Source organism: Synechococcus sp. N26, assembly GCF_900473975.1.
Lineage (GTDB): Bacteria > Cyanobacteriota > Cyanobacteriia > PCC-6307 > Cyanobiaceae > Parasynechococcus.
In genome coordinates, this window is the sequence record NZ_UCNM01000002.1 from 60,496 (window position 1) to 81,226 (window position 20,731).

At 65.3% G+C, this 20,731-nt stretch carries 18 protein-coding genes; 6 read left to right on the plus strand and 12 right to left on the minus strand.

Going from position 1 to position 20,731, the window contains the following annotated elements; genetic code table 11:
* The first annotated feature begins 22 nt into the window (after window positions 1-22).
* The gene (locus tag DXY33_RS00375; RefSeq protein WP_115131278.1) at window positions 23-745 is read left to right on the plus strand and encodes an MBL fold metallo-hydrolase; all 723 of its coding nucleotides are present in this window, start codon (window positions 23-25) and stop codon (window positions 743-745) included.
* On the opposite strand, the gene DXY33_RS00380 is transcribed toward DXY33_RS00375, so the two are convergent.
* Genes DXY33_RS00380 through mnmE form a run of 5 tightly spaced genes read right to left on the minus strand, consistent with a single transcriptional unit; the run spans window position 729 to window position 6,855 of the window.
* Window positions 729-1,712 carry an asparaginase gene (locus DXY33_RS00380; protein ID WP_115131279.1) on the minus strand — a complete coding sequence of 328 codons (984 nt, stop codon included), beginning with the start codon at window positions 1,710-1,712 and terminating at the stop codon, window positions 729-731. The two genes, DXY33_RS00375 and DXY33_RS00380, sit on opposite strands and share 17 nt — an antisense overlap.
* A complete protein-coding gene (locus DXY33_RS00385; RefSeq protein WP_115131280.1) occupies window positions 1,709-2,827 on the minus strand; it encodes a histidinol-phosphate transaminase in 1,119 nt (372 codons plus the stop codon). Before DXY33_RS00385 ends, DXY33_RS00380 begins: the two co-directional genes overlap by 4 nt.
* Window positions 2,824-4,596, minus strand: coding sequence for an arginine--tRNA ligase (argS, locus tag DXY33_RS00390; RefSeq protein ID WP_115131281.1), 1,773 nt, complete (start codon window positions 4,594-4,596; stop codon window positions 2,824-2,826). The genes DXY33_RS00385 and argS overlap by 4 nt, the downstream gene beginning before the upstream one ends.
* A gap of 43 nt (window positions 4,597-4,639) precedes the next feature.
* Window positions 4,640-5,479, minus strand: coding sequence for a carboxylating nicotinate-nucleotide diphosphorylase (gene nadC / locus DXY33_RS00395; protein ID WP_115131282.1), 840 nt, complete (start codon window positions 5,477-5,479; stop codon window positions 4,640-4,642).
* A gap of 23 nt (window positions 5,480-5,502) precedes the next feature.
* On the minus strand, window positions 5,503-6,855 hold the full coding sequence (gene mnmE / locus DXY33_RS00400; RefSeq protein WP_115131283.1) for a tRNA uridine-5-carboxymethylaminomethyl(34) synthesis GTPase MnmE: 1,353 nt from the start codon (window positions 6,853-6,855) through the stop codon (window positions 5,503-5,505).
* A gap of 54 nt (window positions 6,856-6,909) precedes the next feature.
* On the opposite strand from mnmE, the gene DXY33_RS00405 reads away from it, so the two are divergent.
* Window positions 6,910-7,383, plus strand: a complete 474-nt coding sequence (locus tag DXY33_RS00405; protein ID WP_115131284.1) for a DUF2062 domain-containing protein — start codon at window positions 6,910-6,912, stop codon at window positions 7,381-7,383.
* Here the strand turns inward: DXY33_RS00405 and DXY33_RS00410 are convergent.
* Window positions 7,380-9,713 carry a bifunctional (p)ppGpp synthetase/guanosine-3',5'-bis(diphosphate) 3'-pyrophosphohydrolase gene (locus DXY33_RS00410; RefSeq protein WP_115131634.1) on the minus strand — a complete coding sequence of 778 codons (2,334 nt, stop codon included), beginning with the start codon at window positions 9,711-9,713 and terminating at the stop codon, window positions 7,380-7,382. The two genes, DXY33_RS00405 and DXY33_RS00410, sit on opposite strands and share 4 nt — an antisense overlap.
* A 20-nt stretch (window positions 9,714-9,733) precedes the next feature.
* Between DXY33_RS00410 and DXY33_RS00415 the strand changes: the two genes are divergently transcribed.
* Complete coding sequence (locus DXY33_RS00415; RefSeq protein WP_115131285.1) at window positions 9,734-11,374, plus strand: ABC transporter ATP-binding protein; 1,641 nt, start codon at window positions 9,734-9,736, stop codon at window positions 11,372-11,374.
* Window positions 11,375-11,378: 4 nt separating this feature from the next.
* On the opposite strand, the gene DXY33_RS00420 is transcribed toward DXY33_RS00415, so the two are convergent.
* Both DXY33_RS00420 and ylqF read right to left on the minus strand, forming a co-directional pair.
* The gene (locus tag DXY33_RS00420) at window positions 11,379-12,380 is read right to left on the minus strand and encodes an RluA family pseudouridine synthase (RefSeq protein ID WP_115131286.1); all 1,002 of its coding nucleotides are present in this window, start codon (window positions 12,378-12,380) and stop codon (window positions 11,379-11,381) included.
* On the minus strand, window positions 12,377-13,243 hold the full coding sequence (ylqF, locus tag DXY33_RS00425; protein ID WP_115131287.1) for a ribosome biogenesis GTPase YlqF: 867 nt from the start codon (window positions 13,241-13,243) through the stop codon (window positions 12,377-12,379). Before ylqF ends, DXY33_RS00420 begins: the two co-directional genes overlap by 4 nt.
* Window positions 13,244-13,361: 118 nt before the next feature.
* On the opposite strand from ylqF, the gene pgk reads away from it, so the two are divergent.
* Together pgk and DXY33_RS00435 are read left to right on the plus strand one after the other, a co-directional pair.
* On the plus strand, window positions 13,362-14,567 hold the full coding sequence (gene pgk, locus DXY33_RS00430) for a phosphoglycerate kinase (RefSeq protein ID WP_115081229.1): 1,206 nt from the start codon (window positions 13,362-13,364) through the stop codon (window positions 14,565-14,567).
* 141 nt (window positions 14,568-14,708) lie between these two features.
* A complete protein-coding gene (locus DXY33_RS00435; protein WP_115131288.1) occupies window positions 14,709-15,596 on the plus strand; it encodes an NAD(P)-dependent oxidoreductase in 888 nt (295 codons plus the stop codon).
* Here the strand turns inward: DXY33_RS00435 and DXY33_RS00440 are convergent.
* Complete coding sequence (locus DXY33_RS00440; protein ID WP_244275788.1) at window positions 15,593-16,330, minus strand: hypothetical protein; 738 nt, start codon at window positions 16,328-16,330, stop codon at window positions 15,593-15,595. The two genes, DXY33_RS00435 and DXY33_RS00440, sit on opposite strands and share 4 nt — an antisense overlap.
* 58 nt (window positions 16,331-16,388) lie before the next feature.
* Here DXY33_RS00440 and murG point away from each other — a divergent pair, with 58 nt between their 5' ends.
* A complete protein-coding gene (murG, locus tag DXY33_RS00445) occupies window positions 16,389-17,465 on the plus strand; it encodes an undecaprenyldiphospho-muramoylpentapeptide beta-N-acetylglucosaminyltransferase (RefSeq protein ID WP_115131636.1) in 1,077 nt (358 codons plus the stop codon).
* A gap of 1 nt (window position 17,466) precedes the next feature.
* Here murG and DXY33_RS00450 read toward each other — a convergent pair whose 3' ends face one another.
* The 3 genes from DXY33_RS00450 to rnhA all read right to left on the minus strand — a co-directional run bounded on the left by DXY33_RS00450 (window position 17,467) and on the right by rnhA (window position 20,711).
* Window positions 17,467-18,540: a threonine-phosphate decarboxylase gene (locus tag DXY33_RS00450; RefSeq protein WP_115131289.1), complete on the minus strand. Its 1,074-nt coding sequence runs from the start codon at window positions 18,538-18,540 to the stop codon at window positions 17,467-17,469.
* Window positions 18,541-18,762: 222 nt separating this feature from the next.
* Entirely contained in the window at window positions 18,763-19,944 is a 1,182-nt protein-coding gene (locus tag DXY33_RS00455) for a quinone-dependent dihydroorotate dehydrogenase (RefSeq protein ID WP_115131290.1), read from the minus strand.
* Window positions 19,945-19,952: 8 nt separating this feature from the next.
* Window positions 19,953-20,711, minus strand: coding sequence for a ribonuclease HI (gene rnhA / locus DXY33_RS00460; protein ID WP_115131291.1), 759 nt, complete (start codon window positions 20,709-20,711; stop codon window positions 19,953-19,955).
* Window positions 20,712-20,731 lie beyond the last annotated feature (20 nt).

The window sequence follows — 20,731 nt, forward strand, 5'->3', positions numbered from 1 at the left end:
CGAAACACGTTCAGCCCTGCCCATGTCCGTCCTGCGTTCCGCCGTTACCGCCGCTGCAGGCCTGGCACTCAGCCTCACGTCTCCGGCCTGGGCAGGCGGTGGGGTGTCGATCAGCAGCTACGGGCAACGTGCCCTGCTGATCCAGGGGGGCGGCCAGTCGGTGCTGCTCAACCCCTACAAGGCCGTGGGCTGTGCAGCAGGCCTGCCCGAGCCTCGGGTAACAACCGGCGTTGTTCTGGCCAACTCCGAACTCGCCGATGAAGGGGCCCGCGATGTGGCCGGCGGCCGTTTTCTGGCCCAACCGGGGTCGTACCGCATCAGCGGCCTGAGCCTGGAGGGTTTTGCCAATCCCCACGACCGCGTGGGCGGGCGCCGCTTTGGCAACGCCACCCTGTGGCGCTGGCAGCAGGGTGGCCTCAGCTTTGCCCATCTCGGTGCCACCGCTGGAGAGCTCACGGCTGCCGACCGCGTGCTGCTCGGCAACCCCGATGTGCTGATCATCGGCGTGGGTGGCGGCAGCAAGATCTACACCGCCGAAGAAGCTGCGGCGGTGGTGAATCAGTTGAATCCCAAGCGCGTCATTCCTGTGCAGTACGTCAACGGCGAGGCACCTGAAGGCTGCGATCAAGAGGGTGTGCAGCCCTTCCTCGATGCCATGGGCGGCACCGCCGTGCGCCGGGTGGGCCGGAGCCAAACCCTGCCGGGCCGCCTCGACGGCACCACCGTGATCACGGTGATGCAGTGATCAGCGCCTGCAGCTGATTTCTGTCCCAACCCGCCAGCACAGCCAACAACAACAACACCCGGGCTTTCTGGGGATTGAGGCTGCCTGCAGGCAGCAGCCCGAGCCGATCATCCTCTGAATGGTGGTGAACAGGCCCCGAACCGCAACGGTTGGCCCGCAGCATCAACGGCCGCTTCCCTGGCAAAGCCTCAAGCGCCGAACGCTCAGCCGCCGACAACTGGCCGGCGCCCGTGCCGGTGAACACCAGACCCTCAACGCCGGCGTTGAGGCAAGCGCTGAGCAGGAGCGGCTCGGGCTCCACACACCCGTAGACGATCGGCACCTGGGGCCATTGCTCCGGCAAATCGAGCCCAGCAAAGGGCACCTGCCGGGGTCCACTCGCCATGGGCAGATGAACGCCAACGTCATCCACCCAGCCCAAGGGCCGGCGACCGGGACTGGCGAACGCCCCAACCCCCTGGGTGGCCAACTTGGAGACCAACTGGGCGGCATGGATCTGGCCATCCATCACCACCAGCACGCCCTGACCGCGAGCTTCTGGGCTTGAGGCCACTTGCACCGCCTGCAACAAATTGAGGGGGCCATCGGCACTGAGGGCCGTGGCGGGCCGCATCGCACCCACCAGCACCACCGGCCGGGGATCATCGATCAACAGCTGCAGCAACCAGGCGGTTTCCTCCAGCGTGTTGGTGCCATGGGTGATCACCACTCCAGCCAGCTCGGGGTCTGCCGCAAAGGCAGCACGAATGCGCAGCACCAGCGCGCGCCAATGGGCAAACAACAGGTCGGCGCTATCGACATTGGCCACCTGCTCAACACTGATTACCGCCAGATCCTGCAGCTGCGGCACCGCCGCCAGCAGGACATCGCCCCCCAGCACGCCCGCGGTGTAGTTGTTCAGCGTTGCACTGTTCTCCGCACAGCCGGCAATGGTGCCGCCGGTGGCCAGCAGCAGCAGGCGGTTCATCGCTCCAGGGGGAGGAACGCCTCCATGAAGCGCTGCATCTGGCTGGTGGTGCCGATGCTCACCCGGAAGCAACCATCAATCAGGGGCTTGCCTACCATCGAACGCACCAGGATTCCCGCCTCGCGCAACGACGCATCCACGGCATCAACGGGTCGCTGGGGCCAGATCAGCAGATAGTTGCCGCCATCGCAGTGATGCCGAACCCCCGCATCCTGCAGCGCCTGCAGGGTCCAGTCGCGAGCCCGCAGCACCTCGGCCACGTAGGCATCCACATAGGACTGATCCGCCAAGGCGGCAAAGGCCGCGGCCACGGCCACGCTGTTGACGTCATAGGGCCCCGTGACGCGACTCACCCGATCCACCACATCGGCATGGCCGATGGCAAAGCCAATCCGCAAACCCGCCAAACCAGCTGTTTTGGCCAGGGAGCGGAACACCAGCAGGTTCGGTGTGGCCGTGAAATCTGCGCTCGGCAGCACGCTGTCTCCGGTGAAGGCTTCATAGAGCTCATCCACCACCACCAAGGTGCCCGGGGCTGAGGCCGCCAAGGCGATCACCTGATCGGCTGGCAAGCGCGTGCCAGTGGGGTTGTTGGGGTTGCAGATCAACAGCAACCGCGGTGCTCGAGCCGCCAACGCCTCCTGAATGGCCGCCAGCGGAAAATCGAACGTATCCCCTTCGTAGGGAATCGCCTCGATCGTCATGCCCTGCATCCCAGCGCAGGGGCTGTAGTACCCGAAGGTGGGCGCTGTGGTCAGCAACGTCTCACCGGCATCGCCATAGGCCTGAAACACCGCATGGATGGCGGCATCCACGCCGTTGAACAGGCCCACCTGATCCGGCTTCAATCCCGGCCGGCAGCCGGTTTCCACCAGGTTCTGGAGCAACGCTTCCCGCAGGCCGTCGTACTCCGGATAAACGGCAATTTCTTCGGTGCTGAAGTTGCGCAGCGCCTGGGCCACCAGGGGGCTGGGGCCAATCGTGTTCTCGTTGAAATCCAGCCGCAGCATCTGGCGGCGGCCCTCCAACGGCGCGCTGTAGGGCTTGAGCTGCTCAACGGCGGCGCGGGCCGCCGGAGCACCACCGGCTGTGAACGGTTGAGTGTTGTCGCTCACATGCGGTCCAGGGTGGCGATGCCCAGCAGTCCGAGCCCCAGTCTGAGGGTGTCTGCCGTCAAACGGCAGAGGGCGAGGCGGGATGCCAGCGCTTCAGGATCGGCCTTGAGCACCGGCACCTGGTCATAGAAGCGGTTGAACACCTGGCTGAGCTCGAACAGATAACTGCACAAGCGGTTGGGGAGCAGCTCCTCCTCCACTTCAGCGATCACGGCATCGAACTTGAGCAGCTCCCGCACCAGGGCCCACTCCTGGGGCTCGCTGAACTGCAGTTGGGCATTGGTGGCCGCAAGGTCGCCCCCCTTGCGGGCGATACCGGCGATGCGCACCACGGCATAGAGAAGATAGGGCGCCGTGTTGCCCTGCAGCGCCAGCATCCGATCAAAGGAGAACTGGTAATTGGTGATCCGGTTCTGGCTGAGGTCGGCGTATTTCACCGCCGCCAAACCCACGGTGCCCGCCACATGCTGGATGAACTCCTCCGACTCGCTGCGTTCCTCCTCCTTCAGGCGTGAACGCAGATCGGTTTCGGCGCGCTCGACGGCTTCATCGAGCAGATCCCGCAGACGCACGGTGTCGCCAGCGCGGGTCTTGAGCTTCTTGCCGTCCTCCCCCTGCACCAGGCCAAAGGGCACGTGCTCGAGACTCGCACCATCCGGGATCCAGCCGGCCCGTTCGGCCACCTGGAACACCCCGGCGAAATGGTTCGCCTGGCCGGCATCGGTGACGTATACCACCCGGCGGGCACCATCCCCCTCCGGCGCCGCACCGAAGCGGTAGCGGATCGCCGCCAGATCGGTGGTGGCGTAGTTGAAGCCGCCGTCGCTCTTCTGCACGATCACCGGCAGGGGCTTGCCGTCCTTGCCCTGCACCCCCTCAAGGAACACGCACTGGGCACCGTCATCGGTGACCAGCAGCTCAGCGGCCTTCAAGCCATCAATCACCGCCGGCAGGAAGGGGTTGTAGAACGATTCCCCGCGTTCGCTAAGGCGGATGTCGAGCCGGTCGTAGATCTTCTGGAACTCGCGCCGCGACTGGTCGCAGAGCAGGCCCCAGGCCTTGAGCGACACAGGATCGCCCCCCTGCAGCTTCACCACCTCATCGCGGGAGGTGGACTGGAAGGCTTCATCGTCATCGAAGCGCTTCTTGGCCTCGCGGTAGAAGGCCACCAGGTCTCCCAGATCCACCGCATCGGCGGTGTCCAGGGCTTCCGGCGCCACCTGCTTGAGGTGGGTGATGAGCATGCCGAACTGGGTGCCCCAGTCGCCCACGTGATTGAGGCGCAGCACCGGATGACCGCGGAACTCGAGCACCCGCGCCAGCGAGTCGCCAATGATCGTAGAGCGCAGATGCCCCACATGCATCTCCTTGGCGATGTTGGGGCTGGAAAAATCCACCACCACCGGCGCCGCGTTGCTGACCGCCGGCACGCCGAGACGCTCGTCCCCCAACCGTACCGACACCTCCGCCGCCAGCCGCTCCGGGCGGATCGTGAGGTTGATGAAGCCCGGCCCGGCGATCTGCGGCTCCAGGCAGAGGTCGGTGAAGGCGGGATCGGCCTGCAGCTGCTCCACGATCGCCGTGGCGATCTGCCGAGGAGCCTGCTTCAAGGGCTTGGCCAGGGGCAGCGCGCCGTTGGCCTGGAAGTCGCCGAATTCCGGCTTGCTGGCAGGAGCTAGCTGGGGGTCCAGCCCCGCATCGGCCTCCGGGAAAGCCCGTTGCATCGCCGCCCGCAACTGGGCATCCAGGGACTGGGACAGGCTGAGCATGGGCAGTGCGTGGCCGGGGGAATCCGGCTCTGATCATCCCTCTTCAGGTGAAACGCATGCTCAAGTCGAGCCAGCGGCTGCGGGTGACCGGCGCGCTGGTGGAGATCAGATCAATGCCGGTGGCGGCGTAGGCCTGCAACTGCTCGGGCTGAATGCCGGAGGCCTCCAGCACCACCACACCGGTGCTGCAGTCCCGAAGGCGCGGCACCAGCTGGGTGAGCTGCTCAGGGCTGAATTCATCCAGCAGCACCCCATTGGCGCCCGCCTGCACCGCCTCCAATGCCTGGGCCTCCGTCTCCGCTTCCACAATCACGGCCGTGGGCCAAGGGGCCTGCTCACGGACGGCCGTGATAGCCGCTGTGATGCCCCCTGCCCAGGCGATGTGGTTCTCCTTGAGCATGGCCGCGTCATCCAGCCCCATGCGGTGGTTGATGCCGCCGCCGCAACGCACCGCGTATTTCTCCAGCAGACGAAGCCCAGGCGTGGTCTTGCGGGTATCAGCCAGCCGCACACTGGTGCCCTCAAGCTGGGCCACCAATGCAGCGGTGGCGGTGGCAATGCCCGAGAGGCGCATGGCCAAGTTCAAGGCGGTGCGTTCCCCAGCCACCAAAGCCCTGGCCGGCCCCTGCAGCTCCAGCAGGCAGTCCCCGACCGCAACGGCGTCGCCGTCCTGCCGCAGCAGGCGAACGCTCACCCCGGAATCCAGACGCTGGAACAGGCGCTGCACCAACGGACCACCACAGAACCGGCCCGGCTGTTTGGCGACCCAATGGGCCTGACCCTGCTGGCCCTGCAAGGCAGCCGCCGTCAGATCACCGCGGCCGATGTCTTCCGCCAGCCAGGCCTCCAATGCGGCGGTGAGTGCCGGGGATTGCCATTCCAAACCGTTTCAGACGTCCGCTGAACCTATTTTCCGATGCAGAAGCGCGAAAACACCCGATCCAGAACCGCTTCGGTGAGCTCTTCCCCGGTGATCTCCCCCAGCGCGCGGATCGCCTCCCGCAGGTCGATGGTCCAGAAGTCCCACGGCAGCTGCTGGGCCGCCACCTCCTGGCTGCGGGCCAGGGCTTCGGCGGCTCGGGCGGCCAGATCGCGTTGGCGTTGGTTCAGCGCCACCAACATGCCGTCGGTTCCAGCAGCCCCGCAACGCTCCAGCAGGGCCTGCACCAGGTCGGCCTCCCCCGTGCCCTCCAAGGCCGACAACTGAACATCCACCGGCTGGGGGAAGGTCCCCGCAGGGAGATCCGCCTTGTTGGCCACCAGAATCCTGGGGATCTGCGCGGGGATGCGCGCCAGCAAGGCGGCGTCTTCAGCGGTCCAGCCCGCATGGCCGTCGAGCACCAACAGCACCACATCCGCCGTGGCCAGTGCTTCCTCGCTGCGGGCAATCCCCAGCTGCTCTACCGCGTCATCGGTGCTGCGGATGCCGGCGGTGTCGAGCAGGGTGATCGGCACCCCCTCCAGCACAATCTCGCTCTCCAGCAGATCTCTAGTGGTGCCCGGCAGATCGGTCACGATCGCCCGCTCGCGGCGGCTGAGTCGATTGAGCAGGGAACTTTTTCCCACGTTGGGGCGACCCACCAAGGCGACCCGCAGGCCCTGGCGCAGGGCATCGCCCCGCTCGCCATCGCGCACCAACTGCTGAAGCTCCAGACGCACGGCTTGCAGCTGCTGCAGCAGGGCATCGCCATCGAGGGGCGGCAGGTCCTCCTCGAAATCCACCCGGGCCTCCAGCTCCGTGAGCTGATCGAGCAGCCGTTCCCGCAGCCCCGTGATCTGGGCCTGAATGCCGCCATCAAGGCCCGCCATGGCCAACTCGGCCGCCCGGCGGCTGCGGGCCGCCACCAGCTCACTCACCGCCTCGGCGCGGGTGAGATCGAGCCGGCCGTTGAGCACGGCCCGCTGGCTGAACTCGCCTGGCTGGGCCCGGCGCACTCCCGGCTGCCGCAGCACCTGTTCGAGCACCCGCTGCACGGCGATCACCCCGCCATGGCAGTGGATCTCCACCACGTCCTCACCGGTGAAGCTGCGGGGGCCGCGCATCAGCAGCAGCAGCACCTCATCGAGACGGCGGCCCTCGCCATCGATCACATGGCCATACACCACCCGGTGCGATCCCCACTCCTGTTGGCCCGGGCAGTGCACCACGCTGCGCCCCGTTGCTTCCGCAGCCGGCCCGGAGAGACGAATCACGGCGATCCCACCCTGCCCTGGGGCCACGGCGGTGGCCACGGCCGCAATCGTGTCGGTGCTGGGCACAGCATTCGCCGCTGGTGATCCATACCTAGGATCCGGCCGATTTCTGCTGGGTTCATGCGCCGGTTGCTGCGCCTCAGTCGCATCCGGATGCGCCGCGGGGTCCTCTGGTTGTGGAGACAGGAAGGCACACCAGGCCAACGGGCCCGTGGCCTGGCCGCTGGCGTGTTCTGCGGCTGCTACCCCTTCTTCGGGCTGCAAATCTTCCTCAGCGTGGGTGTGGCCAGCGTGGTGCGTGGCAATCACCTGCTCGCCGCTGCAGGAACCCTGGTGAGCAATCCCCTCACCTATCTGCCCCTCTATTGGTTCAACTATCTGGTGGGCTGTCAGCTGCTGGGCCCTGGCCAAGGCGGGATCAACCTTTCGGAGCTGGATCGCAGCAGCCTGTGGGCCCAGGGATGGGAGTTCAGCCAGCGCATCCTGCTCGGCTCCACCGTTGTGGGAATGGTGCTGGCCCTGGTGAGCGGCTGGATGGCCTACCGCCTGTTTCTGCGGCGTGAAGCCCGTGCCGTCGTGAGCCGAGGCAGCTAGCTCGTGCCCACCCGGGCAATCCCGATCACATCCGCCATCGAGCGAATCTGGTCCATGGTGCGGCTGAGCTGATCGGCACCCTCCAGCTCAACCCGCAGATCAATGCGGGCAGGCTTGCCAGCGGCGGTGGTCACCCGCGCATCACTGACGTTGATGGCCCCATCGGAGAGACGCAGCAGGATGTCTTTGAGGATGCCGACGCGATCGATCACTTCGATCCGCAGCTGCACCGGGAAGCGCTGTTTCTCCTGTTCGGCGTGGGTGGTATTCCAGCGCACGGGAAGGCGACGTTCCCGCGGGATTGTCTCCACGTTGGAGCAGTCCTGCCGGTGAATGGTGATGCCGTGGTTGCCAAGGGCCACCGTGCCCACGATCAACTCACCCGGCAGCGGACTGCAACAGCCGCCAAGGCGGTAGTCCAAGCCCTCCAGCCCCAGGATCGCCCCTTCGCCTCCGGAACGGTCCGGCGCCTGATCCCGCGATGGCAGCAGCGCCGCGGCCACGTCTTCGTTACTGGGTGGGGCCTGCTGCTGTTCCGCCAGCAGACGCATCTCCTCCCGCAAACGGTTGAGCGCCTGCTGCAGCGTGACGTCTCCGAACCCCAGTGAAGCCAGCAGGTCTTCGGTGGTGGGCACATTGCAGCGCTGCGCCACCCGCTGCATCGCCTCACTGTTGAGCAGGGCATCGAAGCCATCACGGCCCAGCTCCCGCTCCAGCAGATCCTTGCCCCGTTCAATCGTTTCGTCACGGTGGCTGCGCTTGTACCACTGGCGAATGCGATTGCGGGCCGTCGGCGTGGCAACGAAGTTCAGCCAATCGAGGCTGGGATGGGCCGTCTTGCTGGTGAGCACCTGAACGAAATCACCGTTCTGCAGCGGCGTCGCTAGCGGACACAGCCGATCGTTGATGCGAACGCCATGGCAGTGGTTGCCCACCTCGGAGTGGATGCGATAGGCGAAGTCGACGGCTGTTGCCCCCTTGCGCAGACCGAGCACATCACCCTTCGGAGTGAACACGAACACCTCTTCGTCGAAAAGGTCTTCCTTGATCGAAGAGAGGTAGTCGTTGTGATCGTCGTTGCCGCCTTCCTGCTGCCAATCCACCAGCTGACGCAGCCAGTTGAACCGCTCCGCATCACTGCCGCTACTGGCCGGTGAGCCGCCTTCCTTGTATTTCCAGTGGGCCGCAATCCCGAATTCGGCCACATGGTGCATCTCAAGCGTGCGGATCTGCACTTCGATCGGGCGATGCCGACCGATCACCGCCGTGTGCAGGGATTGGTATCCGTTGGGCTTGGGCAACCCGATGTAGTCCTTGAAGCGTCCCGGAATCGGGCGGAAGGTGTCGTGAACCACCGCGAGGGCGCGGTAGCAGCTCTCGACATTGGGGGTGAGGATCCGCAACGCCGCCACGTCGTAGATCTCGTGGAACTCCTTCTGCTGGCGCTGCATCTTGCTCCAGATGCCAAACAGATGTTTGGGGCGACCACTCACCTCGCAGTGCTCTAGGCCGGCCCGTTCCAGCCGCTCGTTCAGCAGTCCCACCGTGACGCCGAGCCGCTGCTCGCGCTCGCTGCGCTTGGTGGCCACCTCCTCCTGAATCTCCCGGAAGGCCTCCGGTTCCAGCAATTTGAAGGCCAGATCCTCCAGCTCCCACTTGAAGCGGCCGATGCCAAGGCGATTGGCGAGGGGGGCATAGATCTCACGGGTTTCGCGGGCGATCCGCTGGCGCTTCTCCTCCTTCAATGCACCCAGGGTGCGCATGTTGTGCAAGCGATCCGCCAGCTTCACCAACACCACACGGATGTCGCTGGCCATCGCCAGAAACATCCGGCGCAGATTCTCCGCCTGAGCTTCCGTGCGGTCGTTGAAGTGGATGCCGCCGAGCTTGGTGACCCCCTCCACCAGTTCACGCACCTCGGAACCGAAGTGCAGCTCGATCTGATCGGGGGTGACGTCGGTGTCTTCGACCACGTCGTGGAGGAACCCCGCGGCGATCACCGGGGCGCTGGCGCCGATGTCCCGCAACAGATCAGCCACCGCCACCGGATGGACGATGTAGGGGTCCCCACTGGCGCGGAACTGGCCTTCGTGGAGCTGAAAGCCGAAATCGAAGGCCGACACCAGCAGCGCCTCGGGATCGGTGGGGCAGCTCTGGCCAATGCCGGGCGGCACATTGGCGATGCACTCCCTCAACCAGTCCGGCAGATCGATGCCGTAATCGTCCGGATGGCGGACGGGATGACGCCTCACTTCTGGCAACGCGCAGCCCGCAGTGGCCGAACCCGTGCTGGTTCGGGGCTCTTTGGGTGTGGAGGCAGCGTTGAGCATCCGACCCATCGGGTCAATCCATGGTATTCAGTGCAGGACCCCCTGTCGCTCGCGCAGCACTGTTCATGGGCCGGCCTGTTCTGGAACTCGAACAGCTGCGATTGCGCTATCCCGGCAGCAACTCCTGGACGCTGGATGGGCTGAATCTGAGCCTCGAGCCGGGAGAGACCCTGGCCTTGGTGGGATCTTCGGGCTGCGGCAAAAGCACGGTGGCGCGGGCCGTGATGCAGCTGCTGCCCCAGGGAACGGTCTGTGAAGGACGGCTGGCCTTGACCGGCCAGGATCCACGCCAACTCAGGCGACCGCAGTTGCGGCAGCTGCGGGGTGAAGCCGTGGGTCTGGTGTTCCAGGACCCGATGACGCGGATGAATCCGCTGATGAGCGTGGGCGGCCATCTGATCGACACCCTCAGGGCCCATCGACCTCAAACCAGTGCCACGGCCCACCAGGAACGGGCCCGAGAATTGCTGGAGCGGGTGGGCATTGGCGCCAACCGTTTCCGTGCCTACCCCCATGAGCTCAGTGGTGGGATGCGCCAGCGCCTGGCCATTGCCTTAGCGATTGCCCTGGAACCACCGCTGCTGATCGCCGATGAACCCACCACCAGCCTGGATGTGGCGGTAGCCGGGCAGGTGATGGCGGAACTCAGCGGCCTCTGCCAGGAACTGGGCAGTGCCCTGCTGCTGATCAGCCACGACCTGGCCATGGCCGCCCGCTGGTGCGAGCGCATGGCCATGCTCGACGGCGGACGCAAGGTGGAGGACGGCCCCAGCCATCAGCTGCTCACCCGGCCGCAGTCGCCGGTGGGGCAACGGCTGGTAGCCTCCGCCCAGGCCCGGGAAGGGGGACGCTCACCGGCACGTCCCGACAACGGCAGCGTGCTGCGGGTGGAGGAGATGCGCTGCTGGCATGCCGTGGGGGGCGCACCTTGGGCACCCCTCTGGCTGAAGGCGGTGGATGGGGTGAGTTTCGAGCTCAGGGCCGGGGAAAGCCTGGGGGTGGTGGGGGCCTCCGGCTGCGGGAAAAGCACCCTCTGCCGGGCCTTGATGGGGCTCAATCCCATCCGCGGCGGACGGGTGGACCTGCTGGGCCAGGACCTGCTGAGCCTGCGTGGTGAGGCGCTGCGAACGGCCCGCCGGGCCCTTCAGATGGTGTTTCAGGACCCTCTGGCCTGCCTGAATCCCGCCCTGCAGGTGGCCGATGCCATCGCCGATCCGTTGCTGATCCATTGTCTCTGCTCGAAAGCAGCAGCCCGGGAGGAAGCCCGTCGCCTGCTGGAGCGGGTCGGCCTCAGCCCGGCCGAGCAGTTTCAAGATCGCCTGCCGAAGCAGCTTTCCGGCGGCCAGCAGCAGCGGGTGGCGATCGCCCGCGCCCTGGCGCTAAAGCCCAAGGTGCTGATCTGCGATGAGAGCGTCAGCATGCTCGATGCCGAAGTGCAGGCGGATGTGCTGGCACTGCTGCGGGAGCTGCAGCAGGAACTGGGCCTGGCGATCGTGTTCATCACCCACGACCTCTCGATAGCCAGTGGCTTCTGCCACCGGGTGATGGTGCTCGACAAGGGGAAAGTGGTGGAGGAAGGCCCAGGAGACCGGATCTTCAGCGCGCCTCAGGCGCCGATCAGCCAAATCCTCGTGGAGGCCTGCCCAAGGCTGCCGCGTTAAGCCCTCAGCCCGACGCGGCGCGGCGCCTCAGCACCCCCAGCAACTTCTCCATCACCGGAGGCAGGGGAGCTTCGAACAGCATCCGCTCGCGGGTGATCGGATGGTCGAGCCCCAGCTGCACGGCGTGCAGGGCCTGGCCGGGCAGCTCGATCGGCAACTTGCGGCAGCGGCTGTAGGTGGGGTCACCCACCACGGGATGGTTCATGTGGGCGCAGTGGACGCGGATCTGATGGGTCCGCCCGGTGTCGAGCTTGAACCGCAACAGGGAGTAGTCGCCGAGACGCTCCACCAGGGTCCAGTGGGTGCAGGCGTAACGGCCGTTTTCGCTGCTCACCACCGCGTACTTCTTGCGATCCGCCGGATGACGGCCAATCGCCCCGACGATCGTGCCCGAGTCGCCGGCCGGCACGCCATGGACGACGGCGAAGTACTCGCGGGAAGCGATCCGTTTCTGGATCTGCACCTGCAGCCGCACCAGGGCCTCCTGGCTCTTGGCGATCACGATGCAGCCGGTGGTGTCTTTATCAAGGCGGTGCACGATCCCGGGCCGCAACTTGCCGCTGATGCCGGGGAGGTCCGGGCAGTGATGCAGCAGGCCATTCACCAGGGTGCCGTCCTTGTTGCCCGGCGCCGGATGCACCGTCAGCCCGGCCGGCTTGTTGAGCACGATCAGATGGTCGTCCTCAAACAGCACATCCAGATCCATTGGCTCCGGCTTGAGGTAAGGCAGCGGTTCCGGTGGCGGCATCCACAGCTGCACCTCATCGCCCTGGCGCAGGGGGGTTTTGGCCTTGCCGGTCTTGCCGTTGACGCGCACGTAGCCCGCGTCGATGAACTTCTGGATCCGGGCCCGGCTCTGCTCCGTCCGCTGGCTCACCAACCAACGGTCGAGCCGCATCGGCAACGGCTTGGGATAGGCCAGCGTCAGCAGCTCTCCCTCCCCTTCACCAAAGCGATCGGTGAATGTTTCCTCCGGCAACGGAGGACGTTTCCACTGCGGACTCATGCCGGCAGCTCCAGGGCAATGCTGCCGAGGGCCGACTTGCGGAAATCATCCAGCAACCGCTGGGCCATGCGCGCTGTCTCACCGGAGGTGTGGCGGGCCGCTGCGGCATCCAGCCAGAGAGCCGGGTCGGCCGTTTCACCGCTCAAGGGAATGCCGTAGCGCTCCTGCAGGAGCGGAATCGTCACCCCAGCGGCAGGCTGCGATTCCACATCCAGCAGCAACTGAAGGAAGGCCTGGGCCACCAGTTCACCGTCGTAGGCGGCCTGGCCGATGTCGTCGCAAAGGGCCAGCCGCAGGGCCGCCTGCTGGTCGTCGAGCCGAGGCGGCAGCACGCCAGGGGCATCCAGGAGGTCAAGGTCTTGCCCCAGACGCACCCAGCGCAGGGTGCGCGTCACGCCGGCCCGCCGGGCGCTAGCCACCACCTTCTGCCGCACAAGACGGTTGATCAACGCCGACTTGCCCACGTTGGGAAAGCCCAGGGTGAGCGCCCGCACTGGCCTGGGCCGCATGCCCCGGTTGCGGCGGCGTTCGTTGAGCTGATCGCCGGCACGGATCGCGGCCTGCTGCACCTGCTTCACGCCGGTACCGGCCTTGGCATCACACCAAACCGTCCGCTGGCCTTGGGCCTTGAACCAGGACTCCCAGGCCTCCTTCGCTGCCGCGGTGACCATGTCGCGCCGGTTGATCACCAACAGATGCTGCTTGCCCTTCAACCAGCGGTTCAGATGGGGGTGTCCCGTGGCCAGAGGAATACGGGCATCACGCACCTCAATCACCAGATCCACCTTGTCGAGATGGCGCTTGAGCTGCTGCTCCGCCTTGGCGATGTGGCCGGGATACCACTGGATCGTTGGGGTGGTCACGAACGCAAACGCACAGAACAGACGGCCAGCCGGAACAGATTCACTTTGAACGCGCTGGCGCCATTGCCATTCACACGGGTTAATCTCACCCCGTTTTCTTACCGCACGACACAACCCTATGGCGAAGCGTTCCCTGGCCAGCCTCAACGCCGGCGACCTGAGCGGCAAACGCGTTCTCGTGCGGGTTGACTTCAACGTGCCCCTGAACGATGCCGGTGCGATCACCGACGACACCCGCATCCGTGCCGCCCTGCCCACGATCAACGACCTGATCGGCAAGGGCGCCAAGGTGATCCTGTCCGCTCACTTCGGCCGCCCCAAGGGCCAGGTGAACGACGCCATGCGCCTCACCCCCGTGGCCGCTCGCCTGAGCGAACTGCTGGGCAAGCCCGTGGCCAAGACCGACAGCTGCATCGGCCCCGACGCCGAAGCCAAGGTGGGCGCCATGGCCAACGGCGATGTGGTGCTGCTGGAGAACGTGCGTTTCTTCGCTGAGGAAGAGAAAAACGAAGCCGGTTTCGCTGAGAAGCTCGCAGGCCTGGCCGAGGTTTACGTGAACGACGCCTTCGGCGCCGCCCACCGCGCCCACGCCTCCACCGAAGGCGTGACCAAGTTCCTCAAGCCCTCCGTCGCCGGCTTCCTGATGGAGAAGGAACTTCAGTACTTGCAGGGTGCTGTTGATGAGCCCAAGCGCCCCCTGGCTGCCATCGTCGGCGGCTCAAAGGTGAGCTCCAAGATCGGCGTGCTCGAAGCCCTGATCGACAAGTGCGACAAGGTGCTGATCGGCGGCGGCATGATTTTCACCTTCTACAAGGCCCGCGGCCTCTCGGTGGGCAAGAGCCTGGTGGAAGAAGACAAGCTGGAACTGGCCAAGGAGCTCGAGGCCAAGGCCAAGGCCAAGGGCGTGCAGCTGCTGCTGCCCACCGACGTGGTGCTGGCGGACAACTTCGCCCCCGATGCCAACAGCCAAACCGCTGATATCAACGCCATCCCCGACGGCTGGATGGGCCTCGACATCGGCCCCGATTCGATCAAGGTGTTCCAGGACGCCCTGGCCGACTGTCAGACCGTGATCTGGAACGGCCCCATGGGCGTGTTCGAGTTCGACAAGTTCGCTGCTGGCACCAACGCCATCGCCACCACCCTGGCCGACCTGAGCGGCAAGGGCTGCTGCACGATCATCGGTGGCGGTGACTCCGTGGCGGCTGTCGAGAAGGCAGGCCTGGCCGAGAAGATGTCGCACATCTCCACCGGCGGTGGTGCCAGCCTCGAACTGCTGGAAGGCAAGGTGCTGCCCGGCGTGGCTGCCCTAGACGCCGCCTGATCAGTGGCTCAGGCCTGGAGCTTCAGGTCTTGATCGATCTCGTCCCGGTCGTCCCCCAAAGCGGACGTCCGGGATTTTTTGTCCTGAAGGCACAACTGCAGCGCATCCGTCGACCAGGATCCAAATGCTTCGCCATGCGTCATGACAAAAGCTGACCTGAGCCTGGGCTTCGTGGGACTGGGGGCACTTGGCCTGCCCATGGCGATCAACCTGGACAAGGCTGGCTTTCCGCTGCGGGTGCACACCCGCAGCCGCAAAGCCGAAACCAATCCGGAGCTCGAGGGTGCAACGCCATGTTCCAGCCCAGCCGAAGCGAGCACCGGCGTGGATGTGCTGCTGCTGTGCGTCAGCGACGATGCAGCCGTTGAGGAGGTGCTGTTCGGAGCCAACGGGGCCGCATCACAACTGGGCATCGGCAGCGTGGTGCTGGATTGCTCCACCATTGCTCCCGCCACAGCCCAACACTGTGCGGAACGCCTGGCAGGTCAAAAGGTCCATTACATGGATGCCCCGGTCACTGGCGGCACGGAAGGGGCCAAACGCGGCAGCCTCACAGTGCTGGTGGGTGGAGCAAGCGAGCCATTGGAGCGGGTACGGCCCATCCTCGAGGTAATTGGAGGCTCCATTCATCACTTCGGTGACGTGGGGCGGGGGCAGCAGGTGAAAGCGGTGAACCAGGTTCTGGTGGCTGGCAGCTATGCCGCCGTGGCGGAGGCGGTGGCCCTAGGCCAGCGTTTGGAGCTGCCCATGCCCCAGGTGATCGATGCCCTCAAAAATGGTGCAGCCGGCTCATGGGCCCTCGACCATCGCAGCATCACCATGCTGGAGGGCAGCTATCCCCTCGGCTTCCGGCTGAGCCTGCATCGCAAGGATCTCGGGATTGCCCTTGATGCAGCCAAGGTCGTCCAACTGCATCTGCCCGTCACAACGCTGGTGGAACAGCTGGAACTCGACCTGATCAACAACGGCCATGGTGATGAGGACGTGTCCGCCCTGCACCGCTGGAATCAAACAAGACAACGGAGCTAGTAGCTGCTGACCACGCGCACCCGTTTGGTGGCCGTCACCACGCCATCGGGATGCACCAGCATCACGGCCCAGGTCTGCGAACCGGGTTGCTGCGGAGCCTGAACGCTCTTGAACAAGCCACCCCCTCCTTGGGGAGCCAGCGGCAGGTTGGGACGGATCTGAGCCGACAGCTGCTCATCGGAAAGGTCGACCAAACCGCCCGCCACCAGGGCCTGGCCTAGCGGTTTTTCAACGATTAAGTCGACGTCATAACGGCTGCCGGTGAGCACCACGTCGGGGATGGCGACGTCAACCGCCAAGGGGCGCTCACCACTGCGCAGCAAGGACTGCTGGGCCAACAGTTCCTGCTCCACCAACTCGCCGCCTTCCAAACGAATCGCGATCTGTTCGCTGGCCTCAAGGGAATAACTGACCCCCTGGGATTCAGCGGCACCCCGCACCTGCAGGCTGAGGGTTGGACGGCCATCTGGTGTAAGAGCTGCGGGCTCCACCTGCCAGGTGACCTCGGGAAAATCCTGCCGGAAACGCTCCAGGCGCTGGGCCAAAACAGGCTGAAGCTCAACGCTGGCCAGAGTGTCGAACGCCGAAGAGCTGCCGCTGTTCAATGCCGCTTGCAGGCGATCGCTGAAACGTTCAACCGCACTGCCCCCACGTCCGGGCGGCTCAAGGGCATGGACCGGTGACAAAAGCAACGCCATGGCCGACACGAGCGTGACTCCCAGAAAACGACGCACGGGCCAGACCACATCAACCCAATTAAATTAGGCCCGCTGTGCGGTGACGGCCGACGCGATGACCCGGCTTCTGATCGCCGCCAGCGGCACCGGCGGCCATCTCTTCCCCGCTCTTGCGGTTGCGGAAGCCGTTGAAAGTCAGTGGCCCGTGCGCTGGCTGGGGGTGCCCGATCGGCTCGAAACGCAGCTGGTGCCGCAGCGTTTTGGTTTGGTGTGCGTGAACGCCGGCGGACTGCAGGGGCGCGGACTCACCAAGCTGCTGCAGTTGCTGCGCCTGTTGCTGGCCAGCGTGAACGTGCGGCGGGTGATCCGCCGAAACGCGATCGATGTGGTGTTCACCACCGGCGGCTACATCGCCGCCCCCGCGATCCTGGCGGCGCGTTGGTGCGGCATTCCCGTGGTGCTGCATGAATCCAATGCCATCCCGGGGCGGGTCACCCGCTTGCTGGGTCGCTTCTGCAGCGCCGTGGCCATTGGCCTCCCCGCGGCCGCCAAGCGCATCCCCGGTAGCCAGCCGGTGCTGACGGGCACACCGGTGCGTTCCAGCTTTCTGACTCCACAACCCCTGCCGGGCTGGATCCCTTCCGGGGAGGGGCCGCTCCTGGTGGTGATGGGCGGCAGTCAAGGCGCCGTCGGCCTCAACCGCATGGTGCGTGCTGCGGTGCCGGCCCTGTTGGAGCAGGGCTGCCGCGTGGTTCACCTCACCGGCGACAACGACCCCGACCTTGGGCAGCTGCAGCACCCACAACTGGTGGAACGCCGCTTCAGCGATGAGATGCCCGGGTTGCTGCAACATGCCGACCTGGCCATCAGCCGCGCGGGGGCTGGCAGCATTAGTGAACTGGCGGTCTGTGGGACCCCGGCCGTACTGGTGCCATTCCCCCAGGCGGCGGACCAACACCAGGAGGCCAATGCATCCTGCGCCGCATCCCTCGGTGCGGCTGTGATCGTGCATCAGCACGAACCGGAGCAACCCGTGTTGCTGACCACCGTGCAAAGACTCCTGGCATCGCGGCTCGGACACGCCAGCACTAAAAACGATCCACTCACCCAGATGCGTGAAGGGATGGCTGCGTTGGCGGAACGGGATGCTGAACGGCAACTGGCCGGCGTGCTTCAAGACCTGGTGGCCTGAGTCAAGCCAGAGGGGTGCGCTTCAACTCCTCACGCATCGCCCACACGATGCGGCGGTTGTTGCGCCGCGATTGCAATCCGATCCGCAGCCAGGTCTCTCCCAAACCCTCAAAGGAACGGCAATCACGCAAAAGAATGCGATGCCGTTGCTCCAATGCCTCCCGCAAAGGCACGAGGGATCGGTTCGCTCGAATCAGCAGATAGTTAACCGCCGACGGCATCGGGGTGATGCCCGGCAACGCAGCCAATTGCCGCTGCATCCACGCCCCCTCCGTTGCCGTCCAACGCTGCACGCGCGCGCACCAAGATTGGTAACGCCGGGGCGATGACAACAACCGTTCGCCAACAGCCAGAGCGATGCCATTCACGGGCCAGGGATCGCGCCACTCGGCCCAACGCTGCAACCGCTGGGGCTGCCCAACGGCATAGCCCAAACGCAAGCCAGCAATGCCATAGAGCTTGGTGAGGCTGCGGATCACCACCAGATTTGAATGCCCAGCCACCAAGGGAATCAACGACTGCTGCTCGCCGTTGGGCACCAGAGGCAAAAACGCTTCATCACAGATCACCAGGGCGTACCGCTCCAGCAATGGCTGCAATGAGGCACGGCTCCAAAGCTGCCCGGTGGGGTTTTGAGGGTTGCAAATCCAGGCCACCGGCGCCTCCAACCGAGGATGCGCCATAGGGCCGGCGTTGTTCCAACTCAAAAGAGAGGGGGTGTCAATCCAGGAGGCACCCCAGCACTGCAAAGCCCGCCGATAGTCGGAGAACCCAGGCGCCAGCAGAGAACTGTCCCCCACCGCCGCAGCATCTCGGGCCGCCCAAGTGAACAACTCGGCTGCCCCGTTTCCGGGCAGGACAGCGTCAGGATCGAGCCCATGCAGGCATGCAATCGCCTGGCACAGGGAGGCCTGAGCCCGATCTGGATAGTCGCGGATGGCGTCCCGGGGGATACGGAGGGAACGCAGGCTCCAGGGGGCTAAAGAGGCACTGGCATCCAGCAGCTGCGACGGCCGACAATTCAATCTTGCAGCGGCAGCTTCGCGATTGCCGCCATGGCGCATGTCGACGCCCATCCCGACTCCCGACAAAACGCATAGACATCACCAGCGTGGCTCACAGCCAAGCTCAAGCCAAGCTGACCGCTATGAGTTGAGGCAGCTCACCAAAAGCGAGCAGTGGCGAGAGGCTTTGTCCACTAAGCCAACGCCGTCGACGATCACCCCTTCAATCACTTCGCAGAAGAGACATTCAAGAGCGAAATATCGAACAGATGAAGTGCCTCTAAAGCAACAATTTCAGTCCTGCCAGGGCAAACCGCTGCCGGATGCTTCCGCGATGTTTCGCAGACCGTGGCGGTCCAACTGCAGCAGAAGACCATCCAGAATCCGCGGCACCAGATCCGGCCCCTGAAAGATCCAGCCGGTGTAGAGCTGCACCAGAGAAGCCCCTGCGGTGATGCGCTCCCAGGCGACTTGCGCCGAGTCAATCCCACCCACACCGATCAACGGCAGCGCCGGGCCAGCACTGGCCCGCAAGCGACGGATCACCTCCTGGGCCCGCTGACGCAGGGGGGCACCGCTGAGACCACCCGCCTCCTCCGCCAAAGTGCGCCCGGTCTGCGGCAACCGCCGTTGCTCCAGGCCCAGCCGATTGAGACTGGTGTTGACCGCGATCACCCCAGCCAGACCCTCCTCAAAGGCCAATCGGGCCACCGCATCAATCGATTCATCGTCCAAATCCGGCGCGATCTTCACCAACAGAGGCGGGCAGGCCGGCAGCCGGCGCAGCCGCTCCACCAACCGCCGCAACTGGGCTGTGTCCTGGAGATCCCGCAATCCGGGGGTGTTAGGGGAGCTGACGTTGATCACCGCATAGTCCGCCAAGGTCGACAACAACTCCAGGGACGCCGCGTAGTCGTCCGGTGCCTGCTCCAAGGCCGTGATCTTGGATTTGCCCACATTGATCCCCAGCACCGCCGGCCGCCGGCCGGGCGGATCCAGACGTTGACGCTCCAGCGTTTTCAACAGCGCCTTGGCGCCATCGTTGTTGAATCCCATCCGGTTCAACGCGGCCTGCTCCTGCGCCAACCGGAACAGGCGTGGTTTGGGGTTGCCCGGCTGGCCATGCCAGGTGACCGTGCCCACTTCGGCGAAGCCAAAGCCAAAGCAATCCCAGATCCCAGCCGCTACTCCGTTCTTGTCAAACCCCGCCGCCAAACCCACCGGGTTGGGGAAGCGGCAGCCAAACAGCACTTGTTCCAGGCGCAGATCACGCCGTTGCAGATCCGCCGCAACGCCATCCAGCACCGTGGACACCCCTGGCCAGCGGCGCCGCAGGCTGGCTTGACCAAGAGCCGTGAGGGCAGTGCGCGACAGCTGTTCAGCATCCAGACCGTCGTCCCGCGCCAAGACCGGGCCAAGCCAACGCTGATGAAAGGCACCGCTGCTGAGCGGTCCGGCCGAAGAGGACGGCGACATGCTCTGGCTCAGGACTGTTCTGATCCTGCCTCGCGACGTTGCAGGGTCCAACGCCCTTCCGCCTGGGGCTCGACCATCCAATCCCTCCAGATCCAGCTCTCAGCCTTGGTTTCCAGCTGTTTGAGCGGCTTTTCCACCAGCTGCGCCAGCTCCAGCAACGAGAGGCTGTAGCCACCCTGCGCCAGACGGTCCGCCAGCTCCAACCGGGACAACAGCTGCAGCAGAGGCTTGGGGGCAACCTCAGATGGTGCTTCTGGCGCGGCCTCGGCGGAAGACAGCTCCGATGATCCCTGCTTCAGAGCCAAGTTGGGCTGGGCGTTATGGGAGAACGCCACGGCGATGCGGTCCACCCGTTCGTTGTCTGGATCACCGCTGTGGCCTTTGACGAAGCGCAGGGGCACATCATCCAGACGAGCGGCATCCAAAGCCTTCCAGAGGTCCTGGTTGAGCACGGGCTTGCCCGCAGCCGTTTTCCAGCCTTTGCGCTTCCAGCCTTTGATCCAGGAGCCCAGGCCATCAATCAGATATTTACTGTCGGTGCGCAGGGTGAGATCCGGATGACGGGGCAGATGTTCAAGCCGTTGCAACACCTCCAACGCCGCCTGCAGTTCCATGCGGTTGTTGGTGGTGTCGGGTGCATGGCCACCGAATTCCTCAACGCTGCCGTCTTCAAAACGCAATAAGGCCCCCCAACCTCCCGGACCTGGGTTGCCGCTGCAGGCACCATCCGTCGCTGCAGCCACGACCCGTCCCCGTCCTTCCGCCATTGATCGGTCCCAACGCTGTT